Raw genomic sequence first — 14,122 nt, 5'->3', positions numbered from 1 at the left:
GTAAAAATGTTAATAACTTAAAGGGTTAATTCACAATTGCTTTAATTGTTCGAAAATCAAGTATTAACAATTGCAGCCATTGTTTTATAATTTTGACAAACATTACTAACAAAGTAACATTATGTCTACACCGTATATCCCATGCCTGGACCTTGGCTCTTACATCAACGGTACCGAGGAACAACGAAAAACCTTTTCTGATGAGCTTGGACGTGCCTTTAATGATTCGGGTTTTGTAACCATCACCAACCATGGTGTGAGTCAGGAATTGATCGATCAGCTTTACGAAAACATCAAAGCTGCGTTTGCACTAACGCCTGAGCAGAAGAGCCAGTATGAAAAACCGGAATTGGCTGGTCAACGTGGTTATACCAGCCCTGGAAAGGAAACCGCAAAAGGTGCTAAAACTGCAGATTTGAAAGAGTTCTGGCAAATTGGCCAGGAGGTTACGGATGGTGATCCGATCAAAGAAATGTACCCGGGTAATGTTATATTGAAGGAAGTACCAGATTTTAACCCTGTAACTGGAGCGATCTACAAGAAGCTTGAGGAAAATGGTAAACACCTTCTAAGGGCCATCGCAACTTACCTTGGTTTAGAGACCAATTACTTTGATCAGCATGTACATAATGGAAACTCCATCTTAAGAGGTATCCATTATTTTCCGATTGAAAACCCGGAAGCAATAGCGCCTGATGCCGTACGTGCCGGTGCTCATGAAGATATCAACCTGATTACTTTACTTATTGGTGCCAGTGCAGATGGACTGGAAGTGTTAACACGAAGCAACGAGTGGTTGCCAATCAAAGCACATCATTCGGATATCGTCGTGAACGTAGGAGATATGCTTCAGCGCCTGACCAATAATAAATTAAAGTCTACTACACACCGGGTGGTTAATCCGCCGGTGGAGCTGATGAAGACCTCCAGGTATTCTGTACCGTTCTTCCTGCACCCGCGTTCGGATATGGATTTAACTTGTTTGGAGTCCTGCATCGATGAGGCACATCCAAAGGCTTTCAGTGATATGACCGCTGGGGAATATCTTGATGAGCGATTAAGAGAAATTGGCTTGAAGAAATAGCGTATTTCAACCACGTTTTTATATAAACAAAAAGGCCAGCACGATATCATGCTGGCCTTTTTTATGGCAAGTGTTTGCTTATGTTATTTGTCAATCGCTTTGTTAATCACGTCTTGGATTCTGCCTCTTACCGATAGTTTAGACAGCTGGTCAGAAACCAGGGGATGTACCCGGTTGGAAAGGAAGACATAAACCAATCCTCTTGCAGGATCTACCCAGACACAGGTTCCGGTATAACCGGTATGACCATAGGTCATATTAGAAGCAAGTGCTGAAGGATATTTCTTCGTAGTATCCGGGTCCCATCTGTCGAAGCCCAGTCCTCTGCGGCTTACTGCAGATTGTTTAGCGGTAAACATGTTCACGGTTTCAGGTTTGAAGTACTGCTCACCGCCATAGCTGCCTTTATTCAAGAGCATCTGGTAGAGGATGGCGACATCATTGGCATTGGCAAATAATCCGGCATGGCCGGAAACACCACCCACCATAGCTGCGCCCTGGTCATGTACATAGCCCTCCAGCAGGGTTTTGCGGAAGTAGGTGTCGTTCTCTGTAGGAACGATCTGTTCTTTGGCGAAACGGTTCCTTGGCAGGAAGCCTGCAGTCTGCATCCCCAGCGGTTCATAGAATTCAATGGCCACATATTCGTTTAGTGGCTTGCCACTTAAACGTTCTACCATGTCCTTCATCACGTACATGCTGATGTCGCTGTACACATATTTGCCGCGGGTTTTGATCGGTGAGTTTAGCATCTGTGGCCACATGATATCCTCAAAATAGTTTTTGCGCATGTAATAGCCATCTGCAACCTTCGTTGGGTAGGCTGCCGAGGAGTCCGCGCTATGATCGGCAGCCTTAACTGCGTTGTAAAAAGGGATGAAAGGGATAAATCCCGCCTGGTGCAGCATTACCTCCCGAACGTGGATGTTGTTCATCGGACTGGTACGTGCCCGGGGGATGTAGGCGCCTACATTGGTGTCAAGGTTTAGCTTTTGTTGCTCAAACAAGCGCATCACCGCCGGTGTTGTCGCAGATGTTTTCGTCACTGAAGCCAGGTCAAAGATATCCGTGATCTTTTCTGCCGGGCCATTGGTATAGGTATGGTTGCCATATGCTTTGTTAAAGATCACTTTGCCATCTTTGGCAACCAATACAACCATCCCTGGAGCTGCCTTTCCGCGGATCGCCTCTGCAGCGATCTTGTCGATTTCCTTCAGGTCATCTGCATTGACGCCTGCATCTTCCGGTAAGGTATATTTAAGGCGGGTGACTTCCGTATTAAATCCTGAACCAAGCGTGTATTTAGCAGAGTAAGCGGTTTTCAGCTTGGCTGTAGCCGCAATGCCTCCGAAGATCACTTGTGGAACCACGGCAGCAGCTTCCGTGTCTGATGCCGGGGTCCATACGATTGGGGCTTCCAGCATATCGAAAGAGGCGAGTGCATTGCCGTTACCGAAAAGCGCAACAATAACTTCTTTGCTCTTGGCCAGGGTATTGATGAAGTTGATGTACCTCGCATTGTTGCTTTCTCCGGAGGACAATGATACCACTACAGTGCTGTAGTACTTCAGGTCGTCTTCCAGAAAGTTCAAATCCCGCTGATCTTTGTAATCCTCGGCATGAAAGGCCCTTACTTTGGTGTATTTGTTCAGCATGCTGTCAATAACCTGCTGCTGCGGTAAACCTAAATTCACGGAAGCGACTTTCTTCTTGTCGAGCCCTTTAAGGGGGATCAGCTGGTCGTGGTTGTTCAGTACCACCGTGCTGCTGATGATGCTGTTAATCGCGGTTAAACGTTGTTGATTGGTTTTATGATCCTGTGCGCAGGCATTGAAGGTGGTTAGTGCTAAAATGGATAATAGGAAAACGTTCAGGACCTTATTTCTTCTCATATACTTTCTCTCCGTTGATATAGGTTTTTAAAACTTGTGTGTTCAGGATTTTGGAATCGTCATCACTCATGATGTCGTGGTCAAGAATAATGAAGTCGGCAAACTTGCCTTTTTCCAGACTACCCTTTTCTTTCTCTTCGAAATTGGCTTTCGCTGCCCAGATCGTCATTCCGCGAAGCGCTTCCATTTTGGTCAATGCGTTCTCCATCTGGAAGCCCCCTGCAGGGTAGTTCTTCGCATCCTTTCTGGCGGTAGCCGCATAAAAGGTAAATAGCGGATTGATGTTCTCTACCGGGAAGTCGGTGCCTAGTGGCAGCCAGCCATTCTGATTAAGCAGCTGCTTGTAGGCATACGCACCTTTAACACGCTCGTTGCCCAGGCGTTCTGCTGCCCAGTACATGTCTGATGTTGCATGTGTAGGTTGAACGGAAGGTACGACTTTAGCTTTGCCAAAAAGGGCGAAGTCTTCCGGAGCAACAACCTGTGCGTGCTCAATACGCCAGCGGGCATCATTGGTGCCACCCAAAACTTCGTTGTAGATCTTCAGAATGGCGCGATTCGCCGAGTCGCCAATAGCATGGGTACACATTTGGAACTTGTTGCGGGCAATCTTTTTAGCGACCTCCTTAAAGTGTTCTGGTTTGCTTAACAGGAAGCCCTGTTTGCCGGGCATATCGCTGTAAGGGTGGAGCAGGCATGCGCCTCTGGAACCTAGTGCGCCATCAGCGTAAACCTTGAAGGAGCGTACATTTAACCGGTCCGTTTTAATTGCGCCGCGTTTAAACAGGTAATCGTAGTTTTCTTTTTTATCCGACAGCATTAGGTATAAACGCATTTTCAACTTGTTTGATGCCTGCATGCCTTCTATAAATTCAACCAGCTGCGCATCTACACCGCAATCATCAATGGTCGTCAGGCCTGCTGCAAAGCAGTTCTTTTGGGCATCAAGCAGGATCTTCTCTTGCTGTTCTGCGGTAGGCGCGGGAACTCTAGAGGATACCAGATCCACCGCGTTATCGATCAGTAAGCCAGTAGGCTTTCCATTACTTTCTACAATGTCTCCACCGGTGAGTTCATAGCTTGCCTTGATCCCTGCGGCATCCAATGCTTTCTGATTGGCAATAGCAGCATGGCCATCAATGCGGGTAAGCAGCACCGGTTGGTTTGGGAAAAGCCTATCCAACGCGGCTTTATCGGGGAACGTTTTGTTTGTCCAGTCATTCTGATCCCAGCCACGGCCAATCAGCCAGCCTTCCGGATGATCCTTTGCGAAGGCTTCTAGTCTGCTGCATACTTCTTCCCAGCTTTTGGTGCCAGTCAGATCTGCGGTTTGCAGGCTTTCGCCATAACCATAGAAGTGTGCATGTGCATCGATGAAGCCCGGATATACGGCTTTACCACCGGCATCGATCCGCTCTGCGGCATGGTACACTTTCTCGATGTCTGCGTTGCTGCCGAGTTCAATGATCTTGCCGTCCTTTACGGCAAAAGCTTCCACGGTATCGAACTTGTTGTTCACCGTATAAACCTTAGCGTTATAGACGATTAAGTCTGCTTTTTTGCCCATACAGCTAAAAAGCAGCATGCTGCACATCAGTAATGTAGCGTTAAGTTTGTTCATGTTGTTAAAGGTATTAAAAGCTTGTACGGCCTGCGTCATATAACACCTATTATAGAAAAGAAGTTACAGTTAAGGCTAATAATCGCTAAATTAGCGACTTTACCGGAGATTTAAATGTCAGATATCATACAACTCCTACCCGATAGTGTTGCCAATCAGATTGCTGCCGGGGAAGTGGTTCAAAGACCCGCATCAGCAGTAAAGGAATTGCTGGAGAATGCCATAGATGCAGGTGCGAATAAAGTACAATTAATCCTTAAAGACGCAGGAAAAGCATTGATCCAGATGATTGATAATGGCTGCGGCATGAGTGTTACGGATGCCCGTATGTGCTTTGAGCGCCATGCGACATCGAAAGTGCGCAAAGCAGCAGATCTATTTGCCATCCGGACCATGGGTTTTCGTGGGGAAGCGATGGCTTCTATTGCCGCAATTTCACAGGTGGAGATGAAAACCCGCCGCCATGAAGATGAGATCGGAACCATGATCGAAATTGAAGGTGCCACCTTCATTAAACAGGAACCCTGCGCTACACCTGCAGGAACCAGTATTTGCATCAAGAATTTATTTTATAATACCCCGGCCAGAAGGAACTTCCTGCGGAGCAATCCCGCGGAAATGCGTCACATCATTGATGAGTTTCAAAGGATCTCCATGGCCAATCCACACATTGCCTTCAGCTTGCATAGCGATGGGCAGGAGATCTACCGCCTGCCGGCTTCCGGCTTGAAGCAAAGGATTGTGCACCTGCTGGGAAACAACTATAACGAGCGTTTGATTCCCGTGGAGGAAGAAACCTCGATCATCAACCTGAAAGGTTTTATCGGTAAGCCACAGTTTGCCAAGAAAACCCGTGGCGAGCAGTTCTTCTTTGTGAATAACCGCTTTATCAAAGACGGCTATCTGAATCATGCGGTTACTAAAGCCTATGAGGAACTATTAACCGAGGAGAACTTCCCGCTATATGTGCTTTTTATTGATATCGATCCTGCAAAGATCGACGTGAATGTGCACCCTACAAAAACAGAGATCAAATACCTGGAGGAGAAATCCATTTATGCGATCATGCACTCTGCCGTTAAACGTTCTTTAGGGCGCTTTAACATCAGTCCGAGTATAGACTTTGACCAGGAAACCGGGTTCAGCAGCATGATCAGTCTGAAGAAGCCGGAAGATATTGTGCCGCCGACCATCAACTTCAACCCCGACTTTAACCCTTTTGGCGAAAGCAAAAGCACAACACGCGAGTATGCTTATCAGAGTTCAAATGATTACCAGCCGGCCGTTAGCAAGAACTGGGGCTCCTTATATGAGATCGTAAAACACCAGCCACAGGAACAGGCAGCGCTGGAGCTTGATCCGGAAGGTGAAGACGAAAAGCTTGCGCCGGTTCAAAAGCAACTGATGCAGGTGCATAACAAATACATCATGTCCCAGATAAAATCTGGTATTATGGTGATTGATCAGCAGGCGGCACATGAGCGTATTCTATATGAGCGTTTCTTGTTGCACCTGGAAGATCGTAAGGGTGCTTCGCAACAGAGTCTATTCCCGCAGACCGTAACTTTGAGTCCGAACGACTTTGAGCTTGCTAAGAGCCTGCTGGAGGATATCAAAAGCCTGGGCTTCGAGGTGCGGGAGTTTGGTAAGAACACTTTGGTGATTGAGGGTATCCCTGTAGACCTTGGGAGTAACAATTTCAACGAGACGCAGCTTTTTGAGCACCTAATTGAAGGTTTTAAAAACTCCCAACAGGAATTGAAGTTAGATAAAAGGGATGCGCTGGCCAGAAGTATGGCCAGGAACAGCTCCATCAAGAGTGGCGTATCCCTGGAGCAGGAGGAGATGAATACTTTAATTGAGCAGTTGTTTGCCTGCAAGACACCAAACTTCAGCATTAGTGGTAAGCCAGTGATCCAAACCATTGGACTTACGGAAATAGACAAAAAATTTGACCGATAAACATGAATAATATCCAGATCCCACCAGTAGTTAAGAACCTGCTGATCATCAATATTCTTTTCTTCGTTGCGACCTGGGTGATGCAGTCGAAAGGCATAGATCTGGCATATTATCTTGGTGCATTCTATTTTGACTCACCTTTGTTTAAGATCTGGCAGCCCATCAGCTACATGTTTATGCATGGTGGCTTTACGCATATTTTGTTCAATATGTTTGCCTTGTACATGTTCGGCAGTGTGCTGGAGAACAGGTGGGGGCCAAAAAGATTTCTTAACTTTTATCTGATCACAGGCTTGGGTGCATTGGCATTACAGCTTCTGGTACAGTCTATAGAGGTTTACAACATTACCGGCTCCATTGTGAACCATGGAGCGGTTACGATAGACCTTGCAGAAGGTATGGCCGGTGTAAACTTACCCGGACTGACACGTGAACAGGGACAAACCTTACTGGGCATTTACATCGGCCCAATGGTAGGTGCCTCTGGTGCCATTTTTGGCCTGCTCGTTGCATTCGGAATGTTGTACCCGAATGTCGAGATGTACATTATGTTTATACCGGTGCCGATTAAAGCGAAGTACATTATGCCGGTATATATCGTTATAGAATTATTCCTGGGTGTTGCTAAATTTCAGGGTGATTCGGTTGCGCATTATGCGCATTTGGGTGGCGCCTTACTGGGCTTCATCCTGGTAAAGATCTGGAAGGATAGGGATAGACATACTTATTACGATTACTATGAATAACGGCCTTATTGAGGATTTGAAGTACAAAGTTTTTCGTTCAGGAAACCCGATATTCTTATACATCGGGCTGAACGCGATGGTCTTCATTGTAACAGCATTACTGGGTGTATTGCTGTTTCTTTCTGGAAATGGTTCAGGTGGCATCGCTGCATTCATTGGAGAATACTTCGCCTTTCCGGCTGATGTTACGGCCCTGCCGCTGCGGTTTTATACACTGCTGACCTACATGTTCTTTCACGATAACTTTTTCCACCTGCTTTTCAACATGTTGTGGGTTTACTGGCTCGGTCAGATATTTATGAACTTCATGAACAGCCGGCAGTTTCATTTCATCTACCTTGCAGGAGGGATCTGTGGGGCAATCCTGTTTACCGCTGCTTTCTATGCCTTTCCGGTTTTTCGCCCCTCTATTCCAACGGCACACCTGATCGGTTCTTCGGCAGCCGTAATCGCTATCGTGACCGCTACGGCAACACTGGTGCCGGACTACGAGATCCGCATGCTGTTCCTGGGTAATGTAAAGCTGAAGTACCTTGCATTGGCTTACATGCTCTTATCCATCATTGGTGTGGGCTCTGCCAACGCCGGGGGTAACATTGCGCATATCGGTGGTGCGATCTTCGGATTTGCATACATCAAAATGCTTCGCAGTGGAACAGACTGGAGCAATTTGTTCAAGAAAAGGCCAAAGTTGAAAGTGGTTAAAAACAAAGCCTATAATCCTTCATCATCAAAATCCGGCTCAACTATTGCACAAAGTGAGATCGACGCCATCTTAGATAAAATATCTAAATCAGGTTATGATAAGTTAAGTAAAGAAGAGAAGGAAACTTTGTTTAAAGCCAGTAATCATTAAATGAAGCGGAGGAAATTAACCCTTTTAGATATTTTAGTTAGACTGCTCGCCTTGGGATTGCTCACTGCACTAATTCTGGGTAGTATAGCAGGTTATGTGGATCCACGGGATAGCAAGTACATCCCTTTCTTTGGTCTTGCATATCCCTATATTTTGCTGGTAAACATCTTCATGATCTGCTGGTGGGTGATCCGCAGACGCTGGGTGTTCGCATTTGTAAGTGTGCTGATCATCGGCCTGGGCTGGAATGCGCTGACTTCTACTTTCCGTTTTACGGGTGAAGAAGGTCAGGGGGCCAAAGCGGATACCGGGCTGGTAAGGATGATGACCTACAACGTGCATGGTTTCCGCCCTTATGATGAAGGGAATTCAGATTCGGTGAAAAGTCAGATTCTTAACCTGATTAAAGCGGAAAATCCGGATGTGATTGCCATTCAGGAGTATTATACCCGGCAGAAGGGCAGTTATGATATGACGGATAGCTTACAGGATATCCTAAAAACACCTTTTTTCTATTTCTATCCGACCTCTGAGAACGATTATGAGTCTACCGGCCTGGCCATATTTTCCAAATTCCCCATTAAAGACAAGGGTGTAATTGAGTTTGATGGTGCCTACGGTGGAAATACCAGTATCTGGGCAGACCTGAAAGTGAAAAATATGACGCTGCGGATTTACAACGTACATCTCCAGAGCATCTCCTTTGGACCTATGGACTACAAGTATATAAGCAAAGTGCGTGAGAAAATGGATCCGGAGCTGCGCCCGTCAAAGCGCATCCTGGGTATGCTGAACATGGCTTTTAAGAAGCGTGCTAAACAGGTCGACATCATGAGAAATCACATGGATTCCTGTACGACCTCTTTCCTGATTGCCGGCGATTTTAACGATACCCCAGCATCATACGCCGTGACACAGCTGACCAGTAAACTAAATAAGAGCTTTGACGAACAGGGCAGGGGCCTGGGCCGTACGTACAACGGTAAGTTCCCGAACTTTCAGATTGACTATATTGCAACAACAAAAGACATCGAGATTGTTAACCATCTGGTGAAAAATGCCAAGCTTTCGGACCATTTTCCGGTACGTGCAGATCTCCGGATGAACCCTTAATATTCGAGAATATAATTTTAATCCAATGATAAACGGCTTACAGCTTTATAATACTTTATCTAGAAAAAAAGAGCCATTTGAGCCTTTGAATAGTCCTAATGTAGGCATGTATGTATGTGGACCTACGGTGTACAGTGATGTGCATTTAGGTAACTGCCGCACGTTCATTTCCTTTGATCTTATTTTCCGCTACCTTAAGTATTGCGGTTATAAAGTGCGTTACGTGCGCAACATCACTGATGCGGGGCACCTGGAAGGCGATCGTGATGAGGGGGATGATAAATTCGCTAAGCGAGCCAAGCTGGAGCAGCTGGAGCCAATGGAGATCGTGCAGAAGTACACCCTGGGTTTCCATGAGGTCCTGGGCATGTTCAACACCTTACCTCCGAGCATTGAACCTACTGCTACGGGCCATATCATAGAGCAGATCGAGATGGTGAAGGAGATCATCGCCAATGGCTTTGCTTATGAGATCAACGGTAATGTGTATTTCGACGTGGAAAAGTACAGCGAGAAATACAACTACACGATATTAACCAACCGCAACCTGGAAGACATGTTGCATAATACGCGTGCATTGGGTGGGCAGGACGAGAAACGCGGTCGCTTGGACTTTGCGCTATGGATCAAGGCAAAGCCCGAAACACTGATGCAGTGGCCATCACCATGGGGTATGGGCTTCCCGGGCTGGCACATTGAGTGCTCGGCGATGAGCTCGAAATACCTGGGTCACGAGTTCGACATCCACGGTGGGGGTATGGACCTAGCTGCAACGCACCATACGAACGAAATTGCCCAATCTGAAGCCTGCAACCATGTGCAGCCAGCAAAATACTGGATGCATACCAACATGCTAACCGTAAACGGTACCCGTATGTCGAAAAGTGCAGGTAACGGCTTTTTACCACATGAGCTTTTTGCCGGTACCCACCCCTTACTTAAAAAGGGCTTTAGCCCGATGACGGTGAAGTTCTTTATGCTGCAGGCACATTACCGCAGTACGCTTGACTTCTCAAATGAGGCCTTGGATGCTTCCGAAAAGGGCTTTAAGAGGTTGATGAACGCGGTGCATGTAATGGATAAGCTGGTGGCGGATGCTGAAGGGCAAAGTGAGTTCGACATCGCCAGCATTAAGGAGAACTGTATCGCAGCGATGAACGATGATTTCAATAGTCCTGTGGTAATTGCAGAACTGTTCGAAGCTGCACGGATCATCAATACCGTATATGATGGTAAAGGACGCATTAATGCTGCGGACCTGGAACTGCTGAAAAGCATCATGAAGGACTTCCTTTTCGATGTATTTGGATTGAAGGATGAAGATGCCTCGAATGAGGAACTCAATTCGGTGTTGGATCTGGTGATCGACATCCGTCAGGCGGCTAAAGAAAACAAGGATTATGCGACGTCAGACAAGATCAGGATTGGTCTTCAATCCATGGGTATCCTGTTAAAAGACAGCAAAGAGGGAACCACCTGGAATAAAATGTAATACAAACCTTATATTAGCACAAATAACGAAGATCATGATGTTAAAGAATATATTTACCACCGTTGTAGCGACCACCATTGCACTATCCGGCTTTGCACAAAAAAACGATGGTACGACCAAATCACTGGTTAATACAGAAAAGGAATTCGCAGCAAGCGTGGCGAAGAATGGCACAAAGGCCGCTTACGCGCAGTATGCTGCGGCAGATGCCATCACCTTTTCACCCAATCCTGTAAATGCCAGGGAGCACTACGCTAAGGCTGAAGATACAAAAGGACTAAGCTGGGCGCCTGCTTATGCACGGGTGTCAAAAAGTGGCGACTGGGGTTTCAGCACGGGCGCTTACATCCATGAGGCTGCGGAAAAGACCTATGGAGATTACCTGAGCATCTGGAAAATGGTGAATGGTAAATGGCAACTCGCGCTTGATCTTGGTACTACGCATAATAAGCCCCTGAACAAGGTGACCACAAAGTTTATTGAGCCAAAGGAATTTTCAAGACCTCAATACACCAACGATAAGGATATCGCAACTGGTAGAGGTATTATCCTGACCACGGAGAAAACCTTGGAGACTTCATTAAAATCTTACGGCATTGCCGCATTCTCCGGCTTCTTAAGTGAGGAGGCCAGATTGTTGTTTCCCGGACGTGAGCCAATCATTGGAAAAGATAATATGCTTGCTTTTTATAACAGTATGGTGAGCAAGATTTCGTTCAAAACCACGAAGGCTGATAAAGCACTTGGCGGCGATCTTGCCTATACCTACGGCGTAGCAACAATCGACTATAAAGCGGATCTAAGGGAAAGCTTTCACTACGTGAATATCTACGAACGTCAGCCAGACCATAACTGGAACTTGATCCTGCAAATCTATACACCTGCAGAACGTTAATACAAGCTATTTATAGAAAAGGGTTTCTTATTCATTTAAGGAACCCTTTTCTTTTTACACAAGCAATTAACCATTTAGAAGGCGTTTCTACGTTATCTAATAAATTATATCATACATGAAAAAAACTTACCTATTTATCGCCCTGGCAGCACTGAGCCTTAATGCATCTGCTCAGAAGTTTGATCTACAGGGCCATATGGGCGCCCGGGGCTTAATGCCTGAAAATACCGTGGGTGGTATGCTTCGCGCCCTGGATCTTGGTGTTACAACGCTAAACATGGATGTGGTAATCACCAAAGACCGTCAGCCGGTGCTTTCCCACGAGCCGTATTTCAATCACGAGTTTAGCCTTACACCAGAGGGAAAAGAGATCACGCTAAAGGATCAGAAGAACTATAACATCTTCAAGATGGACTACGAGCAAGTGAAGAAGTTTGATGTTGGGAGCAAGGTGCACAACCGCTTTCCAGGACAGCAGAAATATAAGGCATACAAGCCACTACTGGCTGAGGTCATTGACTCCGCAGAGGCGCATGCTAAAGCGACTAAACGTTCTAAGCCATACTACAACATTGAAACCAGCCTAATCCGCAAAGGGGATGTAGAATTTCAACCTGAGCCTTCAAAATTCGTGGAGCTGATTATGGCCGTGGTGAATGAGAAAAAGATCAGTAAACGGGTAATGATTCAGTCCATCGATATACGTACCCTGCAATACCTGCATGAGCATTATCCAAAGATCAAGACCTCACTGGTCATTGACGAGAAAGTAGATTTCGAGCAAAATATAGAAACACTGGGCTTTAAACCCACGGTATATAGTCCGTATTACGTGCTTGTAGGGAAGAGCCTGGTAGAGCGTTGCCACGATATGGGGGTGAAGATCATCCCATGGACAGTAAACTCCCTGAAAGATCTTAATTACCTGATCGGGCTTGGTGTAGATGGGGTGGTATCAGACTTCCCGAACATTTACCAGATGGTGAAACCAGCGGGGAAGAAGAAGTAAAGACATAAAAAAAGAGCCTGCATCAAACAGGCTCTTTTTATTTTATAAGGTGTACTGCTATTTAGCAGCTCCTTTTGTCCAGATCTTGAGGTCACTACAATCGGTGAATTCCTCGTCAATTTTGATGTAAGTATTTTCGCGGCGTTTCTCAAACCACTCGCTCAGTACCTTGTCCATTTTCTGTTCCTGTGCACGTTCTTTGAACTTCGCATAGTCCTGTTCCAGATTACCTTTATGTGGTGGTATCTTGGACTTCAGTAGAATGATCTTGTAACCTTCTTTGCCGTCCTGACCAGTAAATGATACTGGTTTGGAAACGCTTCCAACTTTCATGGTATCGATCACCAGGAAGTCGCCAGGCTCTATCTTGTCAGCCGGGATGTAAGTAGTTCTTGCAGTAACATTATCAGAATACAACTTCATACCACCATTGTACTTGCTTTCCTTGTCATCGGAGTAAAGCGATGCAGCAGTAGAGAATGGAAGTTTTTTATCAAGGATGTTCTTGTAGATGGAGTCTGCATGTAGTTTCAGGCGCTCTAAACTCTGTGGCGTGGTCTGCGGACGAACCAGGATGTGACGCGCATGAACCTGTTCCCCACGGCGTTCGATAACTTGCAGGATATGGTACCCAAATTCTGTTTCAAATACAGGTGAAACTTCACCAGCTTTCAATTTAAAAGCCCAGGAGGTAAATTCTTTGGCCATCACGCTTCTGTCGAAGAAACCAAGGTCACCACCATCTCCTGCAGACCCAGGGTCTTCCGAGTAGGTCTTAGCCAGGAATCCGAAGTCTTCACCGCTTTTCACACGGAGCCTGATTGCATCCAGCTTGTCATAATACCTTTGTTTTTCAGCTTTCGTCAATTCCGGGTGCATAACGATCTCACCGATCTCATATTCTGTATTGATATCAGGTAAGCTGTCTTTATGGTAGGAATCAAAGTATTTTTTTACCTCGATCGGCGTGATGTACACGTTTTCAGTGATCTTGCCCTGCATTTTGTTAGCGATTAACTGATCGCGCACGTCTGGTCTGATCTCGTCTTTATACTGCAGAATGGAGCGGTTAAGGAAAGTTTCCAGGCGATCCTGACCACCAGCACGTTGAATCTGGTAACGCATCCTTCTGTCCACCTCATTATCCACCTGATCTTCTTCCACGTAAACGGAGTCAATTTCAGCCTGTTGTTTCAGTAGCTTTTGTACCAACATTTGCTGTAAGATGTAACACTTTACCTTTTCATCAGGTGGGTTACCCTGGTTAAGGTACATCACATACTGCTGATTGAGTTCAGAAGCAAGGATGATGTTGTTACCCAAAACCGCAACCACTTTATCAATGTTCTTCTTTTGGGCTTGAACGTTTAAAAACAAGCAGATTAATCCGCCTGCCATAAATAAAAATTTCTTCATTCTGTTTTGTCCTGTTTTGTATAAACCACTTGCCGC

The 14,122-nt window shown here is 45.9% G+C and carries 11 protein-coding genes; 8 read left to right on the top strand and 3 right to left on the bottom strand.

Going from position 1 to position 14,122, the window contains the following annotated elements; all coding sequences use genetic code 11:
- The first annotated feature begins 121 nt into the window (after positions 1–121).
- The gene (locus ACTHQF_RS02165) at positions 122–1,084 is read left to right on the top strand and encodes an isopenicillin N synthase family dioxygenase (RefSeq protein ID WP_440428202.1); all 963 of its coding nucleotides are present in this window, start codon (positions 122–124) and stop codon (positions 1,082–1,084) included.
- 83 nt (positions 1,085–1,167) lie between these two features.
- Here ACTHQF_RS02165 and ACTHQF_RS02160 read toward each other — a convergent pair whose 3' ends face one another.
- Complete coding sequence (locus ACTHQF_RS02160) at positions 1,168–2,976, bottom strand: serine hydrolase domain-containing protein (RefSeq protein WP_440428201.1); 1,809 nt, start codon at positions 2,974–2,976, stop codon at positions 1,168–1,170.
- Positions 2,963–4,597 (bottom strand): amidohydrolase, encoded by a 1,635-nt coding sequence (locus tag ACTHQF_RS02155; protein ID WP_440428200.1) that lies wholly within the window; start codon positions 4,595–4,597, stop codon positions 2,963–2,965. The genes ACTHQF_RS02160 and ACTHQF_RS02155 overlap by 14 nt, the downstream gene beginning before the upstream one ends.
- A gap of 114 nt (positions 4,598–4,711) precedes the next feature.
- Between ACTHQF_RS02155 and mutL the strand changes: the two genes are divergently transcribed.
- The 7 genes from mutL to ACTHQF_RS02120 all read left to right on the top strand — a co-directional run bounded on the left by mutL (position 4,712) and on the right by ACTHQF_RS02120 (position 12,670).
- Positions 4,712–6,559, top strand: coding sequence for a DNA mismatch repair endonuclease MutL (mutL, locus tag ACTHQF_RS02150; protein ID WP_440428199.1), 1,848 nt, complete (start codon positions 4,712–4,714; stop codon positions 6,557–6,559).
- Between the two features lie 2 nt (positions 6,560–6,561).
- Positions 6,562–7,305 (top strand): rhomboid family intramembrane serine protease, encoded by a 744-nt coding sequence (locus ACTHQF_RS02145; protein WP_440428198.1) that lies wholly within the window; start codon positions 6,562–6,564, stop codon positions 7,303–7,305.
- Positions 7,298–8,161 (top strand): rhomboid family intramembrane serine protease, encoded by an 864-nt coding sequence (locus tag ACTHQF_RS02140; RefSeq protein WP_440428197.1) that lies wholly within the window; start codon positions 7,298–7,300, stop codon positions 8,159–8,161. Before ACTHQF_RS02145 ends, ACTHQF_RS02140 begins: the two co-directional genes overlap by 8 nt.
- Positions 8,162–9,274, top strand: coding sequence for an endonuclease/exonuclease/phosphatase family protein (locus ACTHQF_RS02135; RefSeq protein WP_440428196.1), 1,113 nt, complete (start codon positions 8,162–8,164; stop codon positions 9,272–9,274).
- A 25-nt stretch (positions 9,275–9,299) separates the two neighbouring features.
- Positions 9,300–10,766 carry a cysteine--tRNA ligase gene (gene cysS / locus ACTHQF_RS02130; protein WP_440428195.1) on the top strand — a complete coding sequence of 489 codons (1,467 nt, stop codon included), beginning with the start codon at positions 9,300–9,302 and terminating at the stop codon, positions 10,764–10,766.
- 34 nt (positions 10,767–10,800) lie between these two features.
- Entirely contained in the window at positions 10,801–11,661 is an 861-nt protein-coding gene (locus ACTHQF_RS02125; protein ID WP_440428194.1) for a nuclear transport factor 2 family protein, read from the top strand.
- 115 nt (positions 11,662–11,776) lie between these two features.
- A complete protein-coding gene (locus ACTHQF_RS02120) occupies positions 11,777–12,670 on the top strand; it encodes a glycerophosphodiester phosphodiesterase family protein (RefSeq protein WP_440428193.1) in 894 nt (297 codons plus the stop codon).
- Between the two features lie 57 nt (positions 12,671–12,727).
- Here ACTHQF_RS02120 and ACTHQF_RS02115 read toward each other — a convergent pair whose 3' ends face one another.
- Positions 12,728–14,086 (bottom strand): foldase protein PrsA, encoded by a 1,359-nt coding sequence (locus tag ACTHQF_RS02115; protein ID WP_440428192.1) that lies wholly within the window; start codon positions 14,084–14,086, stop codon positions 12,728–12,730.
- Positions 14,087–14,122 lie beyond the last annotated feature (36 nt).

Source organism: Pedobacter sp. SAFR-022 (genome assembly GCF_051965375.1).
Lineage (GTDB): Bacteria > Bacteroidota > Bacteroidia > Sphingobacteriales > Sphingobacteriaceae > Pedobacter.
The sequence above is the reverse complement of the archived record's forward strand: the minus strand, read 5'-3'. Positions and strand labels throughout refer to the sequence as shown.

Bases quoted from the DNA above. Each gene is read 5' to 3' on its own strand.
- ACTHQF_RS02155 (WP_440428200.1), bottom strand. From the start codon at position 4,597: ATGAACAAACTTAACGCTACATTACTGATGTGCAGCATGCTGCTTTTT.
- ACTHQF_RS02120 (WP_440428193.1), top strand. From the start codon at position 11,777: ATGAAAAAAACTTACCTATTTATCGCCCTGGCAGCACTGAGCCTTAAT.
- mutL (WP_440428199.1), top strand. From the start codon at position 4,712: ATGTCAGATATCATACAACTCCTACCCGATAGTGTTGCCAATCAGATT.
- ACTHQF_RS02145 (WP_440428198.1), top strand. From the start codon at position 6,562: ATGAATAATATCCAGATCCCACCAGTAGTTAAGAACCTGCTGATCATC.
- ACTHQF_RS02135 (WP_440428196.1), top strand. From the start codon at position 8,162: ATGAAGCGGAGGAAATTAACCCTTTTAGATATTTTAGTTAGACTGCTC.
- cysS (WP_440428195.1), top strand. From the start codon at position 9,300: ATGATAAACGGCTTACAGCTTTATAATACTTTATCTAGAAAAAAAGAG.
- ACTHQF_RS02140 (WP_440428197.1), top strand. From the start codon at position 7,298: ATGAATAACGGCCTTATTGAGGATTTGAAGTACAAAGTTTTTCGTTCA.
- ACTHQF_RS02115 (WP_440428192.1), bottom strand. From the start codon at position 14,086: ATGAAGAAATTTTTATTTATGGCAGGCGGATTAATCTGCTTGTTTTTA.
- ACTHQF_RS02165 (WP_440428202.1), top strand. From the start codon at position 122: ATGTCTACACCGTATATCCCATGCCTGGACCTTGGCTCTTACATCAAC.
- ACTHQF_RS02125 (WP_440428194.1), top strand. From the start codon at position 10,801: ATGATGTTAAAGAATATATTTACCACCGTTGTAGCGACCACCATTGCA.
- ACTHQF_RS02160 (WP_440428201.1), bottom strand. From the start codon at position 2,976: ATGAGAAGAAATAAGGTCCTGAACGTTTTCCTATTATCCATTTTAGCA.